This window comes from Limnohabitans sp. TEGF003, assembly GCF_055395455.1.
Genome location: NZ_AP029225.1, coordinates 1,347,847 through 1,370,088 on the forward strand (window position 1 = coordinate 1,347,847; position 22,242 = coordinate 1,370,088).

22 protein-coding genes are annotated in these 22,242 nt (G+C 61.5%); 14 read left to right on the plus strand and 8 right to left on the minus strand.

Features of this window, described 5'->3' with window-relative positions:
• Positions 1–16: 16 nt before the first annotated feature.
• Positions 17–757, plus strand: coding sequence for a M48 family metallopeptidase (locus ACZ5RT_RS06660; RefSeq protein ID WP_464453950.1), 741 nt, complete (start codon positions 17–19; stop codon positions 755–757).
• Positions 758–942: 185 nt separating this feature from the next.
• On the opposite strand, the gene ACZ5RT_RS06665 is transcribed toward ACZ5RT_RS06660, so the two are convergent.
• The 4 genes from ACZ5RT_RS06665 to ACZ5RT_RS06680 all read right to left on the minus strand — a co-directional run bounded on the left by ACZ5RT_RS06665 (position 943) and on the right by ACZ5RT_RS06680 (position 5,734).
• Positions 943–2,208 (minus strand): M20 family metallopeptidase, encoded by a 1,266-nt coding sequence (locus ACZ5RT_RS06665; protein ID WP_464453951.1) that lies wholly within the window; start codon positions 2,206–2,208, stop codon positions 943–945.
• Positions 2,205–3,980, minus strand: coding sequence for a 2-oxo-4-hydroxy-4-carboxy-5-ureidoimidazoline decarboxylase (gene uraD / locus ACZ5RT_RS06670; RefSeq protein WP_464453952.1), 1,776 nt, complete (start codon positions 3,978–3,980; stop codon positions 2,205–2,207). Before uraD ends, ACZ5RT_RS06665 begins: the two co-directional genes overlap by 4 nt.
• A gap of 122 nt (positions 3,981–4,102) precedes the next feature.
• Positions 4,103–5,053, minus strand: coding sequence for an allantoinase PuuE (gene puuE, locus ACZ5RT_RS06675; protein ID WP_464453953.1), 951 nt, complete (start codon positions 5,051–5,053; stop codon positions 4,103–4,105).
• Positions 5,054–5,068: 15 nt separating this feature from the next.
• Positions 5,069–5,734, minus strand: coding sequence for a GntR family transcriptional regulator (locus ACZ5RT_RS06680; RefSeq protein ID WP_108428333.1), 666 nt, complete (start codon positions 5,732–5,734; stop codon positions 5,069–5,071).
• Between the two features lie 170 nt (positions 5,735–5,904).
• Between ACZ5RT_RS06680 and uraH the strand changes: the two genes are divergently transcribed.
• The 8 genes from uraH (at position 5,905) to ACZ5RT_RS06720 (ending at position 13,922) form a co-directional block, all read left to right on the plus strand.
• Positions 5,905–6,258: a hydroxyisourate hydrolase gene (gene uraH, locus ACZ5RT_RS06685; RefSeq protein WP_108428332.1), complete on the plus strand. Its 354-nt coding sequence runs from the start codon at positions 5,905–5,907 to the stop codon at positions 6,256–6,258.
• A 132-nt stretch (positions 6,259–6,390) separates the two neighbouring features.
• Positions 6,391–6,630 (plus strand): DUF4160 domain-containing protein, encoded by a 240-nt coding sequence (locus tag ACZ5RT_RS06690; protein WP_464453954.1) that lies wholly within the window; start codon positions 6,391–6,393, stop codon positions 6,628–6,630.
• Positions 6,602–6,853 carry a DUF2442 domain-containing protein gene (locus ACZ5RT_RS06695; RefSeq protein WP_464453955.1) on the plus strand — a complete coding sequence of 84 codons (252 nt, stop codon included), beginning with the start codon at positions 6,602–6,604 and terminating at the stop codon, positions 6,851–6,853. Before ACZ5RT_RS06690 ends, ACZ5RT_RS06695 begins: the two co-directional genes overlap by 29 nt.
• 285 nt (positions 6,854–7,138) lie before the next feature.
• A complete protein-coding gene (xdhA, locus tag ACZ5RT_RS06700) occupies positions 7,139–8,611 on the plus strand; it encodes a xanthine dehydrogenase small subunit (protein ID WP_464453956.1) in 1,473 nt (490 codons plus the stop codon).
• Positions 8,612–10,972: a xanthine dehydrogenase molybdopterin binding subunit gene (gene xdhB / locus ACZ5RT_RS06705; protein WP_464453957.1), complete on the plus strand. Its 2,361-nt coding sequence runs from the start codon at positions 8,612–8,614 to the stop codon at positions 10,970–10,972.
• Between the two features lie 75 nt (positions 10,973–11,047).
• The gene (locus tag ACZ5RT_RS06710) at positions 11,048–11,233 is read left to right on the plus strand and encodes a hypothetical protein (protein WP_291925145.1); all 186 of its coding nucleotides are present in this window, start codon (positions 11,048–11,050) and stop codon (positions 11,231–11,233) included.
• 71 nt (positions 11,234–11,304) lie between these two features.
• Positions 11,305–12,576 carry an MFS transporter gene (locus ACZ5RT_RS06715; protein ID WP_464453958.1) on the plus strand — a complete coding sequence of 424 codons (1,272 nt, stop codon included), beginning with the start codon at positions 11,305–11,307 and terminating at the stop codon, positions 12,574–12,576.
• Positions 12,577–12,695: 119 nt separating this feature from the next.
• A complete protein-coding gene (locus ACZ5RT_RS06720; RefSeq protein WP_464453959.1) occupies positions 12,696–13,922 on the plus strand; it encodes an MFS transporter in 1,227 nt (408 codons plus the stop codon).
• Positions 13,923–13,943: 21 nt separating this feature from the next.
• Here ACZ5RT_RS06720 and ACZ5RT_RS06725 read toward each other — a convergent pair whose 3' ends face one another.
• Positions 13,944–14,462: a hypothetical protein gene (locus ACZ5RT_RS06725; RefSeq protein ID WP_464453960.1), complete on the minus strand. Its 519-nt coding sequence runs from the start codon at positions 14,460–14,462 to the stop codon at positions 13,944–13,946.
• 107 nt (positions 14,463–14,569) lie between these two features.
• Here ACZ5RT_RS06725 and xdhC point away from each other — a divergent pair, with 107 nt between their 5' ends.
• The 5 genes from xdhC (at position 14,570) to ACZ5RT_RS06750 (ending at position 19,939) form a co-directional block, all read left to right on the plus strand.
• Positions 14,570–15,367, plus strand: coding sequence for a xanthine dehydrogenase accessory protein XdhC (xdhC, locus tag ACZ5RT_RS06730; protein WP_291928341.1), 798 nt, complete (start codon positions 14,570–14,572; stop codon positions 15,365–15,367).
• Between the two features lie 201 nt (positions 15,368–15,568).
• Entirely contained in the window at positions 15,569–16,780 is a 1,212-nt protein-coding gene (locus ACZ5RT_RS06735) for a urate hydroxylase PuuD (RefSeq protein ID WP_464453961.1), read from the plus strand.
• A gap of 137 nt (positions 16,781–16,917) precedes the next feature.
• Entirely contained in the window at positions 16,918–17,901 is a 984-nt protein-coding gene (locus tag ACZ5RT_RS06740; protein ID WP_108428324.1) for a tripartite tricarboxylate transporter substrate binding protein, read from the plus strand.
• Between the two features lie 8 nt (positions 17,902–17,909).
• Positions 17,910–18,383 (plus strand): tripartite tricarboxylate transporter TctB family protein, encoded by a 474-nt coding sequence (locus ACZ5RT_RS06745; protein WP_291928349.1) that lies wholly within the window; start codon positions 17,910–17,912, stop codon positions 18,381–18,383.
• A 62-nt stretch (positions 18,384–18,445) separates the two neighbouring features.
• A complete protein-coding gene (locus ACZ5RT_RS06750) occupies positions 18,446–19,939 on the plus strand; it encodes a tripartite tricarboxylate transporter permease (RefSeq protein ID WP_291928352.1) in 1,494 nt (497 codons plus the stop codon).
• A 61-nt stretch (positions 19,940–20,000) separates the two neighbouring features.
• On the opposite strand, the gene ACZ5RT_RS06755 is transcribed toward ACZ5RT_RS06750, so the two are convergent.
• The 3 genes from ACZ5RT_RS06755 to ACZ5RT_RS06765 form a co-directional block, all read right to left on the minus strand.
• Complete coding sequence (locus tag ACZ5RT_RS06755) at positions 20,001–21,047, minus strand: Ldh family oxidoreductase (RefSeq protein WP_291928356.1); 1,047 nt, start codon at positions 21,045–21,047, stop codon at positions 20,001–20,003.
• A gap of 67 nt (positions 21,048–21,114) precedes the next feature.
• Positions 21,115–21,843 (minus strand): LrgB family protein, encoded by a 729-nt coding sequence (locus tag ACZ5RT_RS06760; protein ID WP_291928358.1) that lies wholly within the window; start codon positions 21,841–21,843, stop codon positions 21,115–21,117.
• Complete coding sequence (locus ACZ5RT_RS06765; protein ID WP_291928361.1) at positions 21,840–22,187, minus strand: CidA/LrgA family protein; 348 nt, start codon at positions 22,185–22,187, stop codon at positions 21,840–21,842. The genes ACZ5RT_RS06760 and ACZ5RT_RS06765 overlap by 4 nt, the downstream gene beginning before the upstream one ends.
• Positions 22,188–22,242: the final 55 nt, after the last annotated feature.

A 22,242-nucleotide genomic window follows, 5' to 3' on the forward strand; every position in this document is an offset into this window, starting at 1 on the left:
TGCTCTGTTGTCAACCATGAACACCTCCCACCAGCCCGCAGATTGCACGCCTATCTCACCGGAGACATCCATCGAGTTGGATGATCTTCAATTTGAGATACGTCGCAGCGCCAAGCGCCGAACGATGGAAATCACCGTCGAGAGAACGGGAGAGCTGATCCTGAGCGCGCCACCTCAAGTGGGCATCGACAAGCTGCGTGAGTTTGTGACTGAAAAGCGGTTTTGGGTCTACACCAAGCTGGCACAGAAGGATCGCCTTCAACGCCAAGTGCCGCGAAAAGAGTTTGTTGCTGGCGAGGGCTTCTTGTTTTTGGGGCGAACCCATCGACTGAAATTGGTTGAAGCCCAAGAAACACCGCTTAAGCTGATGAATGGCCGCTTCACGCTGAACCACGATGCGCAAGCTGGTGCGCGAGAGCACTTTATCCGCTGGTACAGCGAAAGGGCGCGGATCTGGCTGTCCGGCCGCGTAGCCGACTACCAGTCACGGATGGAGGTGGAACCTGCTGGCGTGAAAGTTCAGGACCTCGGTTACCGCTGGGGTTCATGTGGCAAGGGTGACTGGCTGTATTTCCATTGGAAAACGATTTTGCTGCCAGCGCGAATTGCCGAATATGTGGTGGTTCATGAGATCGCGCATTTGCATGAACCACACCACACACCTGCCTTTTGGCAGAGAGTCGAGCGAGCCATGCCGGATTATTTGCAACGCAAGGACTGGCTGGCTGAGCATGGGATTGATGTTGAGGGAGTATAAAAATGGCTGACCATTTCTTGATGCTTTCCTGCGCAACTCAAAGTTGAGTCGAGAAGCCCTCAGGAATGCGCCTTTGGAGGGGCCGTTCTGGTTGAAAGAAAGGCCGCTTTTATGGTCCGAGACTTCTGACATTTCCGGCTTTTTCCTCAGGTGCGGTCACAACCACAGAAGTGGTTGTGGCCCGTTCAAGCCAGCAAATCCAGCAGCGTCCGTGCAATCACCTTGGTCGCACGGCGCAGGTCTTCCAGCTGCACATGCTCGTCGGCACGTTTGGCGTTGGACTCGCGCACGGTGCGGGGGCCTGCGCCGTAGATCACGCCGGGGATGCCGCGCTCCACATACAGGCGCACGTCGGTGTAGAGCGGCGTGCCCAGTGCGGGGATGGCTTCGCCGAAGACCTGTTCGCCGTGTTTCTGGATGGCGCTCACAAGCGGTTGGTTGCCGGGCAGGGGCTTCATGGCGTTGGCCAGCAGCATGCGGCGCACGTCCACTTGCAGCGTGTTGCCGCCGCGTGGGGGCTTGAAGCTGGCAGCGGCGTCGGCAATGGTCTGGCGGATGCTGGCTTCGACTTCTGCCGGGTTCTCTTCGGGGATCATGCGGCGGTCGAGCTTGAAGCTGACTTTGCCGGGCACCACGTTGGTGTTGGTGCCGCCTTCGATCAGGCCCACATTCAAATAGGGGTGGCTGATGCCTTCCACCTTGGACGTGACCTTCAGGTATTGCGTGTTGAGCGCGTGCAGGGCGTTCAGGATGTGCACTGCGCCTTGCAGCGCGTCGGTGCCGCTGTCGGGGATGGCGGCGTGGGCCATCTCGCCGTGCACCGTCACTTCCATTTGCAAGCAGCCGTTGTGCGCGGTGACGACCTGGTAGCTGAAGCCTGCGGCGATCATCAAATCGGGCTTTGTGAGGCCCTTGGCCAGCAGCCAGCCGGGACCCATTTCGCCGCCAAATTCTTCGTCATAGGTGAAGTGCAGTTCCACACCGCCTTTGAGCGGGGCCTTGAGTGATTCGAGCGCCCGCGTGGCAAAGGTGAAGGTGGAAAAGTCGCACTTGCTCACGGCGGTGGCACGGCCGTACATCGCGCCGTTGTGGATTTCGCCGCCGTAGGGCGGGTGGGTCCAGCCTTCGCCGGGGGGCACCACGTCGCCGTGGGCGTTCAGGGCAATGGTTTTGCCTTCGCCGTATTTGCGGCGCACGATCAGGTTGGTGATGGACTCCAGGCCGTAGGCTTTGACTTCGGAGGCAGGCACGGGGTGTTTTTCGGCCTCAAAGCCCATGGGCGCCAGCAGTTCGGCGGTGCGCTCGGCGTGGGGGGCGTTGTTGCCCGGTGGCGTGTCGGTGGGCACCTGCACCAGCGCCTGCAGGAACTTGACCTGCTCGTCAAAGTGCGCGTCGATCCAGGCGTCGAGTTGTTGGTATTGTTGTTCGTGGTTGACGTGGGGTGCGCTCATGACAATTCCTGAGAGAGTTGGTTCAAAACATGGGTGAAGGCGTCGACGCACAGCTGCATGTCGTCGCTGGTGGTGGATTCGAGCGGGTTGTGGCTGATGCCCCCGTTTTCGCCGCGCACAAACAGCATGGCCTGCGGCATGACCTCGTGCAGCTTCATCGCGTCGTGCCCTGCGCCGCTGGGCAACTTGAACAGCGGCACGCCCAGGGCGCTCACAGCGCGTTCCCAACGCGCTTGCCACTCGGGGGCGCTGGGCGCGGCGGCGGCGCTCATGGTCATTTCGGCTTTGACGCGAACACCCCGGCGCTCGGCAATTTGGTCGAGTTGCGCCATCACATCATTTACCAGCGCGTCGCGCTGTGCATCGGTGGGCGCACGCATGTCCAGGCTGAACAGGCAGCGCCCGGGCACCACGTTGATCGAGCCATTGGGCACTTGCAGTTGGCCAATCGTGGCTACGCTGTCGCCGTCTTTCGCGGCGCGTTGCTCCATGTACAGCGCCAGTTCGGCCACGGCGCAGGCCGCGTCGCGTCGGCGGTCCATGGGGGTGGTGCCTGCGTGGCTGGCCGTGCCCATGACTTCGCACAGGTAGCGTACGCTGCCGTTGATGGAAGTGACCACGCCCAGCGGGATGTTCACTTCGTTGAGTACCGGGCCTTGCTCGATGTGCACTTCGATAAAGCCCAAATACTGCGCCGGATCGCGCTGGATGTTGGGGATGTCGTCGATGTTCAAGCCCGCGAGCTTCATGGCGGCGCGCATGGTGATGCCGTCAGCGTCCTGTTGGTCCAACCAGGCGGGGTTGAACTGGCCAATGAGTGCGCCAGAGCCCAAGAAGGTGGCTTTGTAGCGCTGGCCTTCTTCTTCGGCAAAGGCCACGACCTCGATGCCGAAGGGCAGGCGCTTACCGTGTTGGTGCAGCTGCTGCACGCAGGCCATGGGCACAAAGATGCCCAAGCGCCCGTCGTACTTGCCGCCGTTGCGCACGGTGTCGTAGTGCGAGCCCGTGAGCAGGTATTGGCCACCTGCTGTGGCCGGGTGGTAGCGGCCCACCACGTTGCCCACGGCGTCGGTGTAGACCTCGTCAAAACCGCAGTCGCGCATGTTTTGTGTGATGCGCTGGGCGCAGGCGCGGTGCGCGTCGGTGAGGTAAGTCACCGTGAGCTGGCCCGCTTCTGCAAAGCCGGGGTCGGAGTGCTGCGCGAGTTGTTCTTGCCAGTCCCAGACCTGGTGGCCGAGTGTGGGCTCCACGCCAAACTTGTCGTTCAGCCGGATCTCGACGATGCGGTGGATGTTGCGCAGGCACTCTGCCAACTCAAAGTCGGGGTGGCCGTGCAGGCGGCGCTCAAACGCGTCGATGATCTGCTGCTTGTTCAAGCCCAGGCCACGCGGGCCGCGCACCGCCAGGATGAAGGGCCAGCCGAACTTGGCGTTGTAGTCGGCGTTGAGCTTCTGGATCTTGGCGAACTCTTCGGGTGTGCAGTCGGTCAGGCCCGCCTTGGTTTGTTCGTTGGTGGACTCTGCGGTGAGCGTTTTGCTGACCATGGCCTTGCCCGCCAGCTCGGGGTGGGCGCGGATCAGGCCCAGTTGCGCGTCGCGCCCGGCGTGCGCCAGCACTTCGCACATGGCGTGTTTGAGGTGCGCCAGCGAGGTGAAGGGGCGCTGCGCCAGCGCCTGCTCGGCGATCCAGGGCGAGTGCTCGTACAGGCCGTCGAGCATCTGCGCCGCGTCTTCGCGGCTGGCGCTGTTGAGTTGTTCAAGTGTCAAGGGCATGGGGTCTTTCCGTGCTTGTCTTCGGTGATGAATTGTTTTTTGTAGGAGCCAGCCTGCTGGCGATTCAGCCCTTGTTGGTCCACAAGCCATCGCTTGCAGGCAAGCTCCTACAGGGGATGTGTTTACCCGGCATACGGGTGCGTCGCCTTCCAGTGCCGCGCAATGTCGATGCGCCGTGCCACCCACACCTTGTCGTGCGACTGGATGTGGTCCAAAAAGCGTTGTAGCGCGGTGATGCGGCCCGGGCGACCGAGCAGGCGGCAGTGCATGCCGATGCTCATCATCTTGGGCGCGTTGTCGCCATTCGGGTCACCTTCGGCATACAGCGCGTCAAAGGTGTCCTTCATGTACTGAAAGAACGGGTCGGCATGCGAATAGCCCTGGGGCAGTGCAAAGCGCATGTCGTTGCAGTCCAGGGTGTAGGGCACGATGAGTTGCGGCGCATCGGTACCGTCAGATTTGCGCACCTTCATCCAGAAGGGCAGGTCGTCGCCGTAGTAGTCGCTGTCGTACTCAAAGCCGCCAAAGTCCGCCACCAGACGGCGTGTGTTGGGACTGTCGCGCCCGGTGTACCAGCCCAGGGGCCGCTCGCCCGTGAGCTTTTGCAAAATGTCCATCGCTTCGGCCATGTGGGCGCGCTCGGTGGCTTCGTCGATGTTTTGGTAATGGATCCACTTGAGGCCGTGGCAGGCGATGTCGTAACCCAGTTCCTTGAATGCGGCGGTCACGTCATCGTGCTTTTGCAGCGCCGTGGCCACGCCGAACACGGTGAGTGGCAGCTTGCGTTTTTCAAACTCACGCAGGATGCGCCACACGCCCGCACGCGAGCCGTATTCGTAGATGCCCTCCATGCTGATGTGACGCTCGGGGAAGGATGCCGGGTTGAACATCTCGGAGAGGAATTGCTCGGAGCCCGCATCGCCGTGCAGCACCGAGTTTTCGCCGCCTTCTTCGTAGTTCAAGACAAACTGCACCGCCACGCGGGCGCCACCGGGCCACTTTGCGTGCGGCGCATGACGGCCGTAGCCCTTCAAGTCGCGGGGGTAGGGGAGGGTGGAGTCGTAGGTGCTCATGGTCGTGTTCAAGCTTCAGGCCAGGGCCAGAGAAATGTCGTGGGTGGGCACTTTGCGGTCAAAGGTCAGGCTGGCTTCGACATGCAGCAGGTGTTCGTGCATCAGGCGCACAGCCAGGTCCGAGTCTTGTGCTTCGAGCGCGGCCACGATGGCCACATGCTCGTCGGTGGAGTGCTCGGCCTCGTTGCGCGACTGGTACATCAGCGTGATCAGGGCGCAGCGCGAGATCAGGTCGCCCAGCACCTGCGCCAGCACATCGTTGTTCATGAGTTCGGCCATGCGCACATGAAAGTCGCCCAGCAATTCGGTGCGGCCTGTGATGTCGCCCTGCGTCACGGCTTCGCGCTCTTGCTTGATGTGCTCTTTGAGCGCTGCGATTTGGTCAGGCGTGACCTGCTGCACAAAAGCGCGGGTCATTTCGGCTTCGAGCATGCGGCGCACGGCAAAGACCTGTTGCGCTTCTTCGACCGAGGGGGCGGCCACAAAAGCGCCGCGTGCAGGCTCCAGGCGGATCAGGCGGTTTTGCGACAGCTGAAACAGCGCCTGGCGCACCAGTGTGCGCGACACACCAAAGTGGTCGGCCAGCTTTTGTTCGGCCAATTTGGAGCCGGGCAACAGCCGATGCTCCACGATGGCGCGGGTCAGCGATTCGACGATGTGGTGCGTGGTGGAGGTTTCCATGTCTCGTGGTCCCTTTGGGGTGTTTGCCCAGGTGTTTTTATGTCTTGGTGGCAAATGATAGCCACCAAAATCAAAATTGTATACACTTCGGTCGACCGGATTGGGAGGGGTTTTTCAAAGCCTTGCCTCAACCCCCTTTTTGAACACCATTCAAGACAAGCGAGCACACCATGGGATTGAGCACACACGTTCTGGACACCATGCACGGCTGCCCCGCTGCGGGCATGCAGGTGTCCCTGTACACCACACAAGGCGATCAGGCCACCTTGGTCAAAAGCTTCACCCTCAACCACGACGGCCGCAACCCCGACGGCATGCTCTACGACCATGCCAGCCTGCGCAAAGGCACTTACCGCCTGGTCTTTAATGTGAGTGACTACTTCAAGGCCAAGGGCGTAGAACTGCCCGAGCCCAACTTCCTGAACAAAGTCAGCCTCGACTTTGGCGTGGCCCACGAAGACCAGCACTACCATGTGCCGCTGCTGGCCAGCCCGTGGAGCTACTCGACTTATCGCGGGTCTTGAGGTTCGTGAGGGGCAGGTCAGACCCCAATTAAGCCCTCCGCCTGCTTCTTCACCAGTTACGCCATGTTTGATCTGTGGTCATGTTTGACTGGAATTCAACTTTTATTCGGTAAGTTCCGTTAGAGTTCTCTGATGGCACCGACTGTTGTTCGCGATGGCGCATTTCGTTTGTTCTTCTTTTCCAGAGAAGAGCCTCGTATTCATGTGCATGTTGCGCACCCGGACGGGGAAGCAAAATTTTGGCTGACCCCTGTAGTTACCCTTTCAACGTCCACCGGATTGTCAACAAAACAGCTCAAGGAAGCCCAGTCGGTGGTTGAGTCACACCTGAAGGAAATTCAAGATGCATGGATCTACCACTTCGGCGGCTGAAGTCACCAATGTGTCCAAACATGGCTTTTGGCTGCTGTTGGGCGATGAAGAATTGCTGCTGCCTTTTGATCAATTTCCCTGGTTCAAGCAGGCCACCGTTGAGCAGTTGACGACCGTGGAATGGCCAACACCGGACCACTTGTATTGGCCGCAGCTGGATGTTGATTTGTCTGTGAGCTCCATTCGCAGACCGCAAGATTTTCCGCTGATTTCTCAGCAGTAGCTTGCGCAATTCCATCGAATTGGGAGCCGTGTCAGCCAATTGCCCATGCACGCCAACTGATGCTCATGCTGCGGCGGTCCGCTGTACAAAGTGGCCCGCTGCTCTGGTTAGTGATTGATAAAAGACTACCCAGCCATCTGGCCGGCGTTTTGACGCCTTTCGAATTAATGTAAGCTGAGCCAATTGGGGTCAGATCCCGATTAATCCGTCGAAAAGCCGCCCAGCGAAGGCCCCGGTTCCTTAAAATCGGGGCCTTACCGTTTATTTACCCCCACCCCCCGCACCATGACCCAAGTCACCAACACCGTGCGCTTTGTGCTCGACGGCCGCATCGTCGAAGCCCAAGGCGAGCGCCGCACCACCACTGTTCTGGACTATTTGCGCGAGCAACTGCACCGAACCGGAACCAAGGAGGGCTGCGCCGAAGGCGATTGCGGCGCTTGTGTGGTGATGGTGGGTGAGCTCAACGCCGCAGGCACGGGCGTGGACTATGTGGCCACCAACGCCTGCATCCAGCTGTTGCCCTCGCTGGACGGCAAATCGGTCAAAACCGTCGAGAGCCTGAAAAAAGCCGACGGCACCCTGCACCCGGTGCAGGAAGAAATGATCAAGTGCCATGGCTCGCAGTGCGGCTTTTGCACGCCTGGCATCGTGATGAGCCTGGTTAACTTGGTGCAGGTGCTGCCCACGCCCAACCGCCAGCAGATCACCAATTCGCTGAGCGGCAACCTGTGCCGTTGCACCGGCTACAAGCCGATCATCGATTCGGCCACCAAGGCCTGCGCCAAGCCCGAGGCGCTCAAGATTGACGACAGCGCCGATGTGCCGCTGCTCAAGGAAATCCAACGCGCCAGCGTGCCCACCCTCAGCCTGGACGGCGACATCATCGTTCAGCCGGTGGTGCGCACCCGCAAAGGCAATGAATTTGTCTCACCCGCCACCCTCGCCGAAGTGGCCGACTATTTGGTCAAGAACCCCAGCACCACGCTGCTGGCGGGCAGCACCGAAATCGGTCTGCAAGTCAACAAGCAGTTCAGCCGACCCGAACACATCATGTACTTGGGCAATGTCAAAGAGCTGCGCCAAGTGACCGAAACCGCCAGCGCCTGGCGCATTGGCGCGGCCGTGTCGCTGTCTCAGGTGGAAACGCTGGTGGCCCAGGCTTACCCCGACTTCACCGAAGTGCTGCGCCGCTTTGGCTCGCCGCCCATCCGGTCGACTGCCACGCTGGCGGGCAACATCGCCAACGGCTCGCCGATTGGCGACACCATGCCTTGCCTGATGGCGTTGGGTGCCAGCTTGGTGCTGCGCCGGGGCGACAAAACCCGCCAGGTGCTGCTGGAGAACTTCTACACCGGCATGAAGAAAAACGTGATGGAGCCCGGTGAGTTCATCGAAGCCATCGAGTTATCCAAGCCCGTGGCTGGCCAGGTGTTCCGCGCCCACAAGGTCAGCAAGCGTTTTGAGCAAGACATTTCGGCCACCTGCGCGGCCATCAGCTACATGCTGCAAGGCGGCAAGTTGAGCGGCGTGAAGCTGGCCTACAACGGCCTGGCCCCATCGCCTTGCCGTGCGCCCAAGCTCGAAGCCGTGCTGGAAGGCCGTGCGCCTGGTGACGTGAAAGCGGCCGATCTGGACGCCGCGATCGCCGCCAGCTTCACCGCCCGCGACGGCCTGCGCGCCACTTGGGCCTACCGCGCCCTGGTCGCCCGCAACCTGGTGCTCGAATTCATCGAAGAACAGAAAGAGGTGGCTTGAATGAACGCTCCTACCCCCATCAAGAACCTGTTGCCCGCATCGGGCGTTCAGCAGGGCACGGACGTCGTTCACGAGTCTGCGCACCTGCACGTCACGGGCTCGGCCACTTACATCGACGACATCCCTGAGCACGCGGGCACTTTGTATGCCGCGCTCATCTTGTCGCCCGTGGCCCATGGCGAGTTGATTGGCGACGGCATTGACCGCGCAGCGATCCTCCAGGAGCACGGCGTGGTGGCGGTCTACACCGCCAAAGACATTCCCGGCGAAAACAACTGCGGCCCCATCGTGCACGACGATCCTTTCCTCGCCGCTGGCAAGGTCGAGTTCGTCGGCCAGGCCGTGGCTGTGGTGGTGGCGCGTGAAATGCTCTACGCCCGCGAGGCCGCCAAAAAAGCCAAGGTGCTGGTGAAAGAACTCACGCCCATCCTGACCATCGAAGAGGCGATGGAAGCGGGCAGCTTCATCATGCCGCCCAAGGGCATCACACGCGGTGACGCCGCGGCCGCCATTGCCAAGGCGCCGCACAAAATCAAGGGCACAACGCGCACCGGCCAGCAAGAACAGTTTTATCTGGAAGGCCAGATCACCTACGCGGTGCCCAAGGAAGACGGGCAGCTGACGCTGTACGTGTCGACCCAGCACCCCGACGGCAACCAGCGCGAAGCCGCGCACGCCCTGAACCTGCACACCAACGATGTGGAGGTGATTTGCCGCCGCATGGGTGGCGGCTTTGGTGGCAAAGAGGGCAACGCCAGCATCTTCAGCCAGAGCGCCGCCTTGGCCGCGCACAAGCTGGGCAAGCCCGTCAAGCTGCGCGTCAACCGCGACGACGACATGACCATCACCGGCAAGCGCCACGATTTCCGCATCGACTACGAAGTGGGCTTTGACGACAACGGCCGCGTGCTGGGGGCCGACATCACGCTCATGTCGCGCTGCGGTTACAGCACCGACTATTCCGGCCCCGTCAATGACCGCGCTTGCCTGCACATCGACAACACCTACCACCTGCCCGCGCTGAAGCTCGTCAGCCACCGCTGCAAGACCAACACCCAAAGCGCCACCGCGTTCCGGGGCTTTGGCGGCCCACAAGGCATGTTCGGCATCGAGACGGTGATGGACGAAATTGCGATGACCTTGGGCAAAGACCCCCTGGAAGTGCGCAAGCTCAACCTCTACAAAGACCCCGCCATCAGCGGCACGCCCGACACCATGACCACCCAATACAACCAGCTCATCGAAGACTGGGTGGGTGATAAGGTGATCGACCAGGTCGAGCGTGAATCCAACTACGCAGAGCGCCGCGCCGCAGTGCAGGCCTTCAACGCCAAGAGCAAAACCCGCAAGCGCGGTTTGGCCTTGGTGCCACTCAAGTTCGGCATCAGCTTCACCGCCACGCACTTGAACCAAGGCGGCGCATTGCTGGTGGTGTACATGGACGGCTCGGTCAGCTGCAACCACGGCGGCACCGAAATGGGCCAGGGCCTGAACACCAAAATGGCGCAAGTGTGCGCCGATGGTTTGGGCATCAGCGTGGACCATGTGCGCATCACCGCCACCGACTCGCAAAAAGTGCCCAACGCCTCGGCCACCTCGGCGTCGAGCGGTGCCGACATCAACGGCGCGGCCATCATGAACGCCACTGCGCAAATGCGTGAGCGTTTGAAGCCTGTGGCCGCCCGCATGCTGGGCTGCGCAGCCGATGAAGTCAGCTTCGCGAACAACCAGCTGCACGGTGGCGGCAAGTCGGTCAACTGGTCGGACGTGACCAAGCAAGCGTGGCTGGACCGCGTGGGCCTGAGCGTCACCGGCTTTTACATGACGCCTGAAATCAAATACGACTTCACCACCCTGAACGGCCGTGCTTTCTATTACTACTGCTACGGCGCTGCCGTGAGCGAAGTGGAGATCGACACCCGCACGGGCGAGTGGTGGCTCAAGGCCGTGGACATCGTGCACGACGTGGGCCGCAGCATCAACCCGGCCCTGGACAAAGGCCAGATCGAAGGCGCGTATGTGCAAGGCATGGGCTGGCTCACCATGGAAGAGTGCATCTGGGACAAGAAAGGCAAGCTGCTCACGCACGGCCCCAGCACTTACAAGATTCCAGTGGCGGGCGACATTCCTGAGCACTTCAAGGTGTCCTTGTTCGACAACGCCAACATCAAACCCACACCGTTCAACAGCAAGGCCACGGGCGAGCCGCCGTTGATGCTGGGCCTGTCGGCCTTCTTCGCCTTGCGCGATGCGGTGGCTGCCAGCGCCAACCACAAGGTGGTGGTGCACATGGATGCACCGGCTACGCCTGAGCGCATCCTGATGGCCTGCGAAAAAGCCAAGGCCACTGCAGGGCTGTGAGGGCCTGAACAGGATGCCTGAAGCGTTTTCAGGCATCCTGTCACTTCGATCCCAATAGCCCACAGGAGCAGGCCCATGTCAGACGATCCACGGTGCTGCGGCACTGGCACTTGCATCATCAATGCCGAAGGCCTGTGCTGGTGCGGCCAGCGCTGGGATGGCGAGAAGATGTGCTTCATGCCCGAGCCTGCAACGGCTGCCTCTGGCAGCCCGCAGGCGCAGACCTCCTCGCAGCAGCTGCCTGAAAAAGGTCAAGCCTGAGTGGACAGCGGCGTGACGCGTCCATGTCCAGATCGCATGCTGCAGATGAAGTGCCAAGGCCTGCCCCACCCGTGACATCGACTGCCGCCTCGTCATCCCCGCCCGCCATGCACTGGCGCGACCCCTTCCGGGTCCGAAGCTTCCGTTTCCAGTGGCCTGCCGACCTGGCCACCTCCTGGGCTTTCGAGATGGAGTCCATCGTGCTGGGCTGGTTCATCCTGGTCGAGTCGGGCTCGGTCATGATGCTGGTGGTGTTTGGCTCCCTGCAGTACCTGGGCTCTTTGGTCTCGCCCCTGTTTGGCGTGGTGGGCGACCGGCTGGGTTACCGCCGCATGCTGGTTCTGTCGCGTGCCCTCTATGCGGCGCTGGCCGCCACCTTCATGCTGCTGGCCTGGGGGCAGGCCCTCACGCCCATGACGGTGCTGCTGATGGCCGCTTTGGCCGGGCTGGTGCGGCCGTCGGACATGATGATGCGCAACGCGCTGATCGCGCAGACCTTGCCACCCCGGCATTTGCTGGGGGCGCTGGGCATCTCCCGCATCACCTCGGATTCGGCCCGCATCGCGGGTGCACTGGCGGGCGCAGGGGTGGTGGCCTGGCTGGGCATGACCTGGGCTTACGCCCTGATCACCGCGCTCTACACCCTCAGTTTTGTGCTGTCGCGCGGCGTGTCCGATGGGCCTGCGCCAACAGCCGCCAAAGATGCCCCGCGTGTGTCGCCTGTGCGCGATTTGCAACTGGCTTTTGACTATGTGTGGACGCGCCCGGTGCTGATGGCGGCCATGGCGCTGGCGTTCCTGGTCAACCTGCTGGCCTTTCCTTTCTCTTTGGGCTTGTTGCCCTATGTGGCCAAAAACATTTACCTGACCGACCAGACGGGGCTGGGCTGGCTGGGTGCGAGCTTTGCCTTCGGAGGTCTGGTGGGTTCGGTGGTGCTGAGTTCGCACCGCTTTGCGTTTCGCGCTGCGCAAACCATGGTGCTGGCGGGAGCGGTGTGGTTTGCAGCGGATGTGCTGTTGGCCTTCAGCACCCATCTGGGGGTGGGCATGGCCTTGCTGTGGGTGGCGGGCCTGGCACAAAGCTTGTGCATGACACCGCTGGCGGCCGTGATGCTGCGCGTGACCGAGCCCGCCTACCGGGGCCGGGTGATGGGCATGCGCATGCTGGCCATTTGGGGCTTGCCCTTGGGATTGCTGCTGTCGGGCCCGCTGATCGACCGCTGGGGCTATGCCGCCACGGCAGGCTTGTATTCGGCGCTGGGCCTGCTGCTGACGGGGGCCATGGCGGTGTACTGGCGGGCACACATCTGGGATGCCAAAGCCCCTGCCAATGCGTCTTTGTGAATCGAGGGACATCTGCAGCCATGTGACCAAGGCGACAGCGTGCCAAAGCGCTTGGGTGCACAGTGCGGGTGTATGTTGGCCCGGTTGACCGCATCCCGGCCCGAAAGCTGGAACCGACCATGACGACCTTGACCTCTTCTGCCGCCCCTGTGCCCGAACAAGCCGCCGACCACCCCCGCATGGTGCGGGGCCTGCTCAACATCGCGCACGCACTGGACCATTTGTTCTTGTTGATCTTTGCGGCAGCGGTCAGCACCATTGCCCTCGACATGGGCCTGGCCCAATGGCAGGACCTGATGCCCTATGGCGCGGGTGCGTTTTTCATGTTCGGTCTGGGTTCTTTGCCCGCCGGGCGCTTGGGCGATTTGTGGGGTCGGCGCAGCATGATGCTCATTTTCTTTTTTGGCATCGGTGCGGCCTCCATCCTCACGGCCTTCACGCAAACGCCCTGGCAGCTGGCGGCCAGCCTCACGCTGATCGGCGTGTTCGCATCGATTTACCACCCGGTGGGCATTCCCATGCTGCTCGAGCGCGCGTCCAACCCGGGCGCAACCATTGGCTTCAATGGCCTCGCCGGTAATTTGGGCGTGGCCGTGGCCGCCTTGCTCACGGGTTTTCTGATCCAGTGGCAAGGCTGGCGTGCGGCCTTTGTGGTGCCCGGCGTGGTGGCCCTGGTGTGCGGATGGCTGTTTGCCCGCAGCTGCCCGCAAGAGCTGTCGTCGCCCGCCAAGCGCAAGGGCGGTGCCAAGGTCAGCCTGCCTGCACCGATGTTGGCGCGTGCGCTGGTGGTCATGACGGCCGCGGCCATCACCAGCAGCGTGTTGTTCAACTTCACGACCAACGGTAACGGCCCCTTGCTGGCCGAGCGCTTTGCGGGCGTGATGGAAGACCCGGCCGCCTTGGGCCTGCTGCTGGCCGTGGTCTATGCCGTGGCATCAGTCGCCCAGGTGGTGGTGGGGCACCTCATCAACCGCTTTCCGCTGAAACGCTTTTTCATGTTCATGGTGATGGCGCAGATCCCCATGCTGGTGCTGGCCTCGCAGGCGCAGGGCTGGTGGCTGTTTGCCGCCCTGATCGGGGTGATGGTGTTCATCTTCGGGGCCATCCCGTTCACCGATTTCATGATCGCCCGCTATGTGGACGACCGCCTGCGCTCGCGTGTGTCGGGCATGCGCCTGGGCGTGTCGTTCGCGGTCAGTTCCCTGTCGGTCTGGGCCTTGGGGCCGGTGGTCAAGGCCATGGGCTTTGGCCACTCGCTTTTGTTGCTGGCTGGTTTTTCAGTGACCACCACGCTGATTCTGACCTTGCTGCCCGGTGCGTCGCACGAGCAGACGTCGGAGGTTTGAAGCGCTCAGCCGATCACGGCGTCAGTCCTGCCCCTCGGTCAGCGTGTCGAGCTGGAACTTGCCGCTCTTGTGCCACAGCCACACATCGGTGTAGGTGACCTGGCTCATGTGCTTGGGCACAGGGTAGGGGGCAGACGCTTTGACCATGCGTTCGATTTCGGCCATGACATGGGGCACATGCTTGGGCGCACGCATCCAATTGACCGCCTTCACCGAGCCTTTGTGGTCGATGTCCACATTCAGCACGCCCACGGCTTCGAGCAGTGGCGGCATGCGGCCTTTGTAGATGCGGTGCGCGTGCATGCCATAGAGGTGGCCTGCAGCATCTTTTCGGTACTCTTTGCTGTTGCGGGCCAGCGATGTGGGGCCTGTGGGGGCAGGGACTGGCTCAGGCGCTTTCGCTGCCGGGGGCGGCAGGGGTGGAGGCGTCACGGCCGGAGGCGGTGTGCTGCAGCCGCTCAACAAACCCAAGACCGCTGTACCCAAGCCCAACAAGGCGGTGGTGACTTTGTGGTGAGTGGGAATCCAGCGTGTGGTCATGGTGAGCCCTTGTCCTTGGCATACTCTGTGGTGGCCGTGATTGTGGCATTGAGTCGGCTTGGTGGGCAAGCCAACAGCGACCCTTTTCTTTGAATGGACCCCAAAGCGTGAACTGGATTGAGAAAGCCCTGAAGCGGTTGAACACCGACAAGGCCGTGGTGGTGCGTGTGCAAGCCGTGCAGGGCTCTGTGCCGCGTGGACCCGGCACCAGCATGTTGGTCTTTGCGCAAGGCGAGGAGGGCACGATCGGTGGCGGGCACCTGGAGTTCCAGGCGTTGGCGCACGCACGGCGTTTGTTGACGGGGCAAACAGAACAAACTGCCTTGCGCCAGGTCTTGGGCCCCAGTTTGGGGCAGTGCTGCGGCGGTGCCGTGGACTTGGTTTTTGAGCGGGTGGGACGCGACGATGTGGCGCGTTTGCGCACGCAATTGGTGCCACCGCGCACCCCGCTGGCGCTGTTTGGCGGCGGGCATGTGGGCAAAGCGCTCGTCAAGACCTTGGCCCCTTTGCCTTTTGCCGTGCGTTGGATCGACAGCCGCGACGAAATTTTTCCGCCCGATGTGCCCGATGAAGTGGCATGCGAGCATTCCAACCCGGTGCAGGCTGCCGTGGCCGATTTGGTCCCGGGCAGTCGGGTGTTGATCATGAGCTTCAGCCACGCCGAAGACCTGGACATCGTGGTGGCCTGCCTGAAGCGCCTGCGCGCGAGAGGTGATCTGCCATTTGTGGGCTTGATTGGCAGCCAAACCAAATGGGCCACCTTCCGCCACCGCCTGGAAGACCGTGGCTTCACGGACGAGGAAATTTCGCGCATCACTTGCCCGATTGGGGTGCCGGGCATCACGGGCAAAGAACCCGAAGTCATTGCCGTGGCCGTGGCGGCACAGCTCTTGCAGCTGGGTTGAGGATTCGGCATCCAGGCTGACGCATGCGTGTGGTGCTGGTTTTCCCTAGGCACTGAAAGGTGCAGCGCGCTGGATTCGGATCTTTAAACTGTATACACTTCGGTGCACTGGTCGCAGCGGCGCAGGTTTCTCCGGGAACATGTTCGCGACCGAATACCCGCTCACAGGGCCCGCGGTGGTGAGGGGGTTGGAGATTCCTTCATGGAAACGTATCTGCTGGAATGGGCCAATTTGTTGTTGCGATGGGTGCATGTCATCACCGCCATCGCCTGGATTGGCTCCTCGTTCTACTTTGTCTTTCTGGACAACAACCTGCAAAAACCCAACTCGCCCGATCTGCTCGAAAAAGGCGTGGGCGGTGCCATGTGGGCGGTGCACGGTGGCGGTTTTTACAACCCGCAAAAGTACATGGTGGCTCCGAAAAAGATCCACACCAAGCTGCACTGGTTTTATTGGGAAAGCTACTCCACCTGGCTCAGCGGCTTTGCGCTCTTCACGGTGCTGTACCTGTACAACGCAGGCACTTTCCTGATCGACAAATCGCTGATGGACTGGACCCCTGTGATGGCCGGATCGGCCGCGGTGGGCATGCTGGTGGCCTTTTGGATTGTTTACGACATCGTGTGCCGTGTCTTCGGTTTCCGCAAAAACGGTGAACTGATCGTGGCGGGCTTGATGATTGTGGTGGTCGGCTTTTCATCGTGGCTGGCCAATGAGTTATTCGCAGGCCGCGCCGCCTTCTTGTTGGTGGGCGCCATGATCGCCACCGCCATGAGCGCCAACGTGTTTTTCTGGATCATCCCCGGCCAGCGCAAAGTGGTGGCCGCCATGACCAGCGGTGAAGCCTACGACGCCAACGCCTTGGCCATTCACGGCAAGCGCGGCAAGCAGCGCAGCGTGCACAACACGTACTTCACTTTGCCCGTCATCTTTGCGATGCTGAGCAACCATTACAGCTTTTTGTACACGCACGAACACCGTTGGGTGCTGCTGTTTGTGATGATGTTTGCGGGTGCCTTGATCCGTCAGTTCTTTGTGCAGCGCCATGCCTTCCACCTGGGCCGCGCAGGCAACCCCTGGCCTTTTGCGGCCGTTGGCGTGGTGCTGATTGCGGGTGTGATCGTGGCCTTGAAACCTGCAGCGCCCAAAGTGTCGGCTGCTCCTGCTGCGCCTGTGGCGTTTGCACAGGTGCAAAGCCTGGTGAGCCAGCACTGCCTGACCTGCCATGGTGCGCAAGTGCAAATGAAAAACGTGCGCCTGGACAGCCCCGAGTTGATCAAACAGCATGCGCAAAACATGTACCAGCAAGTGGTGGTGACCAAACAAATGCCCATGGGCAATGCCACGGGATTGACCGAAGAAGACCGCGCATTGTTGGGCCGCTGGTTTCAGGCGGGGGCCCGTTTGGATTGAAGACAGACGGCTGGCGAGGCAGTCGCCAGAGTTACTGGGGCTATGGTTGACCCTATTGGTATGACGTTCGAATGGGTATAAATTTTGATGCAGCAGGCCCCTTCGGGCCCGGCTGTTTAAATCAAAAGGAGACACCCATGTTCAATCGCTCGCGTCGTACTCTGGTGGCCAGCGCTGTTGCTGGCCTGGCTTGTTTGGCAGCTGCCCTGCCTGCTGCAGCACAAAACTACCCCACACGCCCCATCACCATGATCGTGCCTTGGGGCGCAGGCGGTGGCACCGACGCCGTCGCACGCATCGTGGCCAGCTTGCTCGAAAAAGACCTGGGCCAACCGGTCACCGTGGTCAACCGCACGGGTGGCAGCGGGGTGGTGGGCCATGCGGCCATTGCCTCGGCACCCCCTGATGGCTACACCATCGGTCTGGCCACGGTCGAGATTGGCATGATGCATTGGCAAGGCCTGACCCAGTTGACAGGTGCCTCCTACACCCCCATCGGTCTGGTCAATGCCGACCCGGCAGGCATTCAGGTGCGTGCGGACGCGCCTTATAAAAACGTGAACGATTTGCTGGCCGCCATCAAGGCCAACCCCGGCAAGTTCAAGGCATCGGGCACGGGTCAGGGCGGCATCTGGCACCTGGCGATTGCCGGCTTGTTGCTGGACCAGAAAATCGATCCTGCGGCGCTGCCCTGGGTGCCCAGCAACGGTGCCGCGCCTGGTCTGCAGGACATGGTGGCCGGGGGGGTGGAAGTCGCGCCTGTCTCCTTGCCTGAGGCGCGTTCGCTGATCGATGCGGGCAAGGTCAAGAGCCTGGCCATCATGGACGCCAAGCCTTCGACGCTGTACCCCAATGTGCCTACGCTCAAATCGGTCACCGGCAGCAACTGGACCATGGCGGCCTGGCGCGGTGTGCTGGCGCCCAAAGGTTTGCCCGCACCCATCCAGACCAAGCTCGCTGAGGCGGTTCGCAAAGCTGTGGCCAGCAAGGAGTACAACGACTTCATGAGCAGCCGTGGCTTGGGCGTGATCTACGGTGGACCGGATGAGATGGCCAAATTCATGGCCAAGTCGGACGCCGAAATGGGCGTCACCATGAAGGCTGTGGGTCTGGTCAAGTAAGCCAGCCCATGAAAATCAACGACGCTTTTTGGGGCGTCCTGCTCATGGCCTTGGGCGCTGCGGTGCTCTTGGCTGTGCGTGGCTACCCCAACATCCCAGGTCAGCCAGTTGGGCCTGCTTTGTTTCCGGGTTTGATTGCGCTGGGCCTGTGTGCTGGAGGCGCTTTGCTGGTTTGGCAAGGCTGGCGAGACCGAGCCCATGGTCCTTGGCTGGCTTGGGAAGATTGGGTTCGCTCGCCCAAGCATGCCCGGGCTTTGGCCGTCTTGTTGGGCTCGGTCGTGTTCTACATCTTGGTGTCGGATGCGCTGGGCTTCTTGATCACAGCAGTGCTGATGTTGATGGCGCTTTTCAGATCATTGCAAGTCGCATGGGGTCGCTCGGCCTTTTGGGCGGTGGTGGCCACTTTGGTGGTTCACTTTGCCTTTTACAAATTGCTCCGTGTGCCCTTGCCTTGGGGCATTTTGACGCCCATGGCCTGGTAAGACCTCGGGTCCACTTTCCGCTTTTACCCAAATGACTTTGAAAGTCTGAGGAGACTCATCCCATGTGGACCGCCGTTGGCCAAGCTTTTTCGATGGTGTTCGAACCGTACACCTTGATGGTGATGGTGTTTGCCTCTTTGTATGGTTTGTTTGTGGGGTCGGTGCCGGGTTTGACAGCCACCATGGCCACCGCTTTGCTGGTGCCGGTGACCTTCTTCATGCCACCGATCCCTGCCGTCGCGGCCATGGTGACGGCGACCGCCATGGCCATTTTTTCAGGCGATATTCCGGGTTGTCTGTTGCGCATTCCCGGCACGCCCGCATCGGCCGCCTACACCGACGAAGCCTATGCCATGACGCGCAAGGGGCAAGCTGAAAAAGCCTTGGGTGCGGGCCTGGTGTTTTCTGCCGTAGGGGGATTGTTTGGCACAGTGGTGCTGATCGTCGCTGCGCCTGCCTTGGCCGACTTCGCGCTGAACTTCAGCTCCTTCGAATACTTTTGGCTGGTGCTGCTGGGCCTGACTTGTGCGGTCTTTATCTCCACAGGTTCTCCGATCAAGGGGCTGATGATGTTGTGCCTGGGCTTGCTGGTGGCTTGCGTGGGCTTGGGCAATCCGGCGGGGTTTCCGCGTTTTACCTTTGGCAACACCGAAATGTCGGGCGGCATTGGCATGATCGCCATGATGATCGGCATGTTCGCCATCTCTGAAATCATCCGCTACGTGGTGGACACGAGCCCCCCGGCCGAGTTGGTGGTGGAGGAAGTCTCTGGTGTGCTCAAAGGACAATGGGCATTGGCGAAAAAATACCCCAAACAAATCATGAGGGGCAGTGTTTTGGGCACGGCCGTGGGTGCCTTGCCCGGCGCTGGGGCTGATATCGCGGCCTGGATGTCTTATGCCGTGAGCAAGAAGTTTTCCAAAGAGCCTGAAAAATTTGGTACGGGCCACGTGGAAGGCATTGTGGAGTCCGGTTCGGCCAACAACAGTGCGCTGGCGGGCGCATGGATTCCGGCTTTGGTGTTTGGCATTCCGGGCGACTCGATCACGGCCATCGTGATCGGCGTGCTCTACATGAAGAACATGAACCCCGGCCCCACCTTGTTCACCACCAACCCGCAAAACATTTATGCGGTGTTTTTGCTGTTCATTGTGGCCAACCTCATCATGATTCCGCTGGGTATTTTGTGCATCAAGGTGGCCAAGCGCATTCTGCGTGTACCCCGCGAGATCCTCATGCCCATGATTTTGCTGTTTTGTGTGGTGGGCACTTTTGCCATCAACAATTCCGTGTTCCAGGTGGGTGTGATGTTGGTAGCCGGCATTCTGGCTTATGTGTTGGAGGCCAATAAATTCCCGGTGGCGCCTGCTATTTTGGGCGTGGTGCTGGGCGGCATGCTGGAGGAAAACTTCATCACCTCGATGATCAAGTCCAACGGTGATCTGATGGCTTTTGTCAGTCGTCCGATTGCGCTGGCCTTGGCCATACTGACCGCCTTGGTGTGGTTTGCGCCCCTGCTTTTGCGGGTTTTGCGCAAACCTGCCGTGCCTGCTTGACGTCCATCTTTCGGGCATGCGCCAGACGCCTCAACCCGGCCTTTGTGCCGGGTTGGTTTTTTCAAAGAGGTGAAGGCGCCGCCACTTGGAGTTTCTCGGCCCAGGGCAAGAGCATGGGCATGATGTTGGGGTACAGCGCTACGCCTTCACGAGCGCTGCCCGCCTTGAGCTTCAGACCACGTTCACCCGGCGTACGCACCCAGCGGTCGGCCTGCGCAGGCCGCGACGCATGGCATTGCCGGGCCACTTCGTCCATTTGGGTGTTGAAGGCGCTGGCCCCTGCAAATGCACGCGGATCGATGATCTGCAAGAACACCGTGGCACCCCAGCCCTCGGGCGCATCGGCGCGGCCGTGTCCGGCCAAGCCACCCGTCAACGCCTCCACCATCCAGCTCAGGCCATAACCCTTGTGGCCTGAATCCATGCCGCCCAGCGGCAAGATCGTGCCTTTGGGTTCCTTGAACAGCACGGCCGGGTCGCGGCTGGGCTGGCCGTGGCCGTCCATCACCCATTCGGCAGGCAACAAGCCGCCTTCCTTGTGCAAGCGGTTGGTCATGCCGTTGGTGGTGGATGAGGTGGACACATCGATCAGCACCGGCAGGCCCGAAGTAGGAATGCCCACCGACATCGGGTTGGGCGTGAACACCGGGTCCAGCCCACCAAAGGGCGCGATGCTGGCGGCGTTGGGGTCCGAGCAGTGCAGCAGCATCATGAAACCCTGATCGGTCACGCGCTGATGGTAAGCGGCCAGGCAGGCAATGTGGTGGCTGCGCCGGATGACCACCGTGCAGGTGCCTTGTCTGCGCGCGCGTTGGGTGGCCAGGCCAATGGCTTGCAGCACCAGCCAGGGGCCTGGCAAGCGCTGACCATCCCAGGTCACAGCGGCCGGGTGGTCCGACACCACCAGAGGCTGACCGTCCTTGCGCATCTTGCCTGTTTCCAGCTCTGCCAGATAAGGCGCCAGCAAGGCCAGACCGTGGGTGGTGTGGCCGAGCAAGTCGCCCTCTAGGAGCACATCGGCCACGGCTTGCGCCTTGTCGGGCGGCAAGCCCGCGGCTTGCAAAAGTTGATCGGCAAAGGCCAGGAGGTCGGGGGCAGCGTAGTTCATGGGCTTCATCATAAAAAGAAGCCTGCCAGGCCCTGTCACGCGGTGGACTCGCCCGGACGTTTGGTCTTTAAAACCACCAAGCCACCGCGTAAGGGATCAGCATGGCCCCCGCGATGCCATGCAAGCCCATGCCCAGGCTGGCATAAGCCCCGGCTTCCGCGTTCACGCTGAAAGCGCGCGAGGTGCCAATGCCGTGCGCGGCCACGCCCAGGGCAAAGCCGCGTTGCCACCAGGCCGTGACGCGCAAGGCGTCCAGCACATAGCGGCCCAGCACCGCGCCCAAGATGCCGGTGCTCACCGCAAAGATGGCGGTCAGGGTAGGTGAGGCCTGCACGCGTTCGGCAATGCCCATGGCAATCGGCGCGGTGACCGATTTGGCGACCAGGCCGCGCACCAGCGCCTCGTCCACGCCCAGCCACCGCGCCATGCCCACGGCCGTCAGCACCGAGGTGATGCCACCCGCCAGCAGCGAGAGCAGCAACACCCCCATGCGCCCTTTGAGCGAGGCAAAGCCTTTGTAGATGGGGATGGCCAGCGACACCGTGGCCGTGCCCAGCAAGAAGTGCACAAACTGCGCGCCTTCAAAGTATTGGGCATAGGGCATGTCGATCACGCTGATGCCGATGCACACCACCACCACCGCAATCAGCACCGGGTTGGCGAGCGGGTTGCGCTGGCTGCGTTCGTACACGGTCAGGCCCAACAGGTAAGCGCTGAGCGTGAGCACCAAGGCCAGCAGCGGACTGCCGGAGAGGTAAACCCAGATTTCGGAGATGGGTGGCAGGGTGTTGTTCATGGGGCGCTGTCCTTTTGGGCGAACAGTTTGAGCACCAAGGCCACCACCGCCACCGTGGCCACCACGCTCAGCACCAGCGCCGCCGTGATGGCCCATGCGTTGGCCTGCAACAGGGGCAGGTAAAGCACCACACCCACCGATGCGGGAATGAACAACAGCCCCAGGTGCTGCAAGATGCCGCTGCCCACCAGGTCCATGGACGCGGGCACATGACCGCGCAAGGCCAAAAACGCCAACAGCAGCACCAGGCCCAGCACGGGCCCGGGGATGAAGGGCAGGGCGAATTTCGACAGCAGCTCGCCGAGCGCCTGGAAGAGGAAGAGTTGAACGAGGCCTTGGATCATGGCCTCAGTTTAGACAACTCGGCGGGGGGATCATCAGCCCCTTGGTCAGTTCTGT

What these genes read in the sequence shown, in the direction of transcription:
- ACZ5RT_RS06660 (WP_464453950.1), top strand. Translation starts at nt 17, where the DNA reads ATGAACACCTCCCACCAGCCCGCAGATTGCACGCCTATCTCACCGGAG.
- ACZ5RT_RS06665 (WP_464453951.1), bottom strand. Translation starts at nt 2,208, where the DNA reads ATGAGCGCACCCCACGTCAACCACGAACAACAATACCAACAACTCGAC.
- uraD (WP_464453952.1), bottom strand. Translation starts at nt 3,980, where the DNA reads ATGCCCTTGACACTTGAACAACTCAACAGCGCCAGCCGCGAAGACGCG.
- puuE (WP_464453953.1), bottom strand. Translation starts at nt 5,053, where the DNA reads ATGAGCACCTACGACTCCACCCTCCCCTACCCCCGCGACTTGAAGGGC.
- ACZ5RT_RS06680 (WP_108428333.1), bottom strand. Translation starts at nt 5,734, where the DNA reads ATGGAAACCTCCACCACGCACCACATCGTCGAATCGCTGACCCGCGCC.
- uraH (WP_108428332.1), top strand. Translation starts at nt 5,905, where the DNA reads ATGGGATTGAGCACACACGTTCTGGACACCATGCACGGCTGCCCCGCT.
- ACZ5RT_RS06690 (WP_464453954.1), top strand. Translation starts at nt 6,391, where the DNA reads ATGGCACCGACTGTTGTTCGCGATGGCGCATTTCGTTTGTTCTTCTTT.
- ACZ5RT_RS06695 (WP_464453955.1), top strand. Translation starts at nt 6,602, where the DNA reads ATGCATGGATCTACCACTTCGGCGGCTGAAGTCACCAATGTGTCCAAA.
- xdhA (WP_464453956.1), top strand. Translation starts at nt 7,139, where the DNA reads ATGACCCAAGTCACCAACACCGTGCGCTTTGTGCTCGACGGCCGCATC.
- xdhB (WP_464453957.1), top strand. Translation starts at nt 8,612, where the DNA reads ATGAACGCTCCTACCCCCATCAAGAACCTGTTGCCCGCATCGGGCGTT.
- ACZ5RT_RS06710 (WP_291925145.1), top strand. Translation starts at nt 11,048, where the DNA reads ATGTCAGACGATCCACGGTGCTGCGGCACTGGCACTTGCATCATCAAT.
- ACZ5RT_RS06720 (WP_464453959.1), top strand. Translation starts at nt 12,696, where the DNA reads ATGACGACCTTGACCTCTTCTGCCGCCCCTGTGCCCGAACAAGCCGCC.
- ACZ5RT_RS06725 (WP_464453960.1), bottom strand. Translation starts at nt 14,462, where the DNA reads ATGACCACACGCTGGATTCCCACTCACCACAAAGTCACCACCGCCTTG.
- ACZ5RT_RS06735 (WP_464453961.1), top strand. Translation starts at nt 15,569, where the DNA reads ATGGAAACGTATCTGCTGGAATGGGCCAATTTGTTGTTGCGATGGGTG.
- ACZ5RT_RS06740 (WP_108428324.1), top strand. Translation starts at nt 16,918, where the DNA reads ATGTTCAATCGCTCGCGTCGTACTCTGGTGGCCAGCGCTGTTGCTGGC.
- ACZ5RT_RS06745 (WP_291928349.1), top strand. Translation starts at nt 17,910, where the DNA reads ATGAAAATCAACGACGCTTTTTGGGGCGTCCTGCTCATGGCCTTGGGC.
- ACZ5RT_RS06750 (WP_291928352.1), top strand. Translation starts at nt 18,446, where the DNA reads ATGTGGACCGCCGTTGGCCAAGCTTTTTCGATGGTGTTCGAACCGTAC.
- ACZ5RT_RS06755 (WP_291928356.1), bottom strand. Translation starts at nt 21,047, where the DNA reads ATGAACTACGCTGCCCCCGACCTCCTGGCCTTTGCCGATCAACTTTTG.
- ACZ5RT_RS06760 (WP_291928358.1), bottom strand. Translation starts at nt 21,843, where the DNA reads ATGAACAACACCCTGCCACCCATCTCCGAAATCTGGGTTTACCTCTCC.
- ACZ5RT_RS06765 (WP_291928361.1), bottom strand. Translation starts at nt 22,187, where the DNA reads ATGATCCAAGGCCTCGTTCAACTCTTCCTCTTCCAGGCGCTCGGCGAG.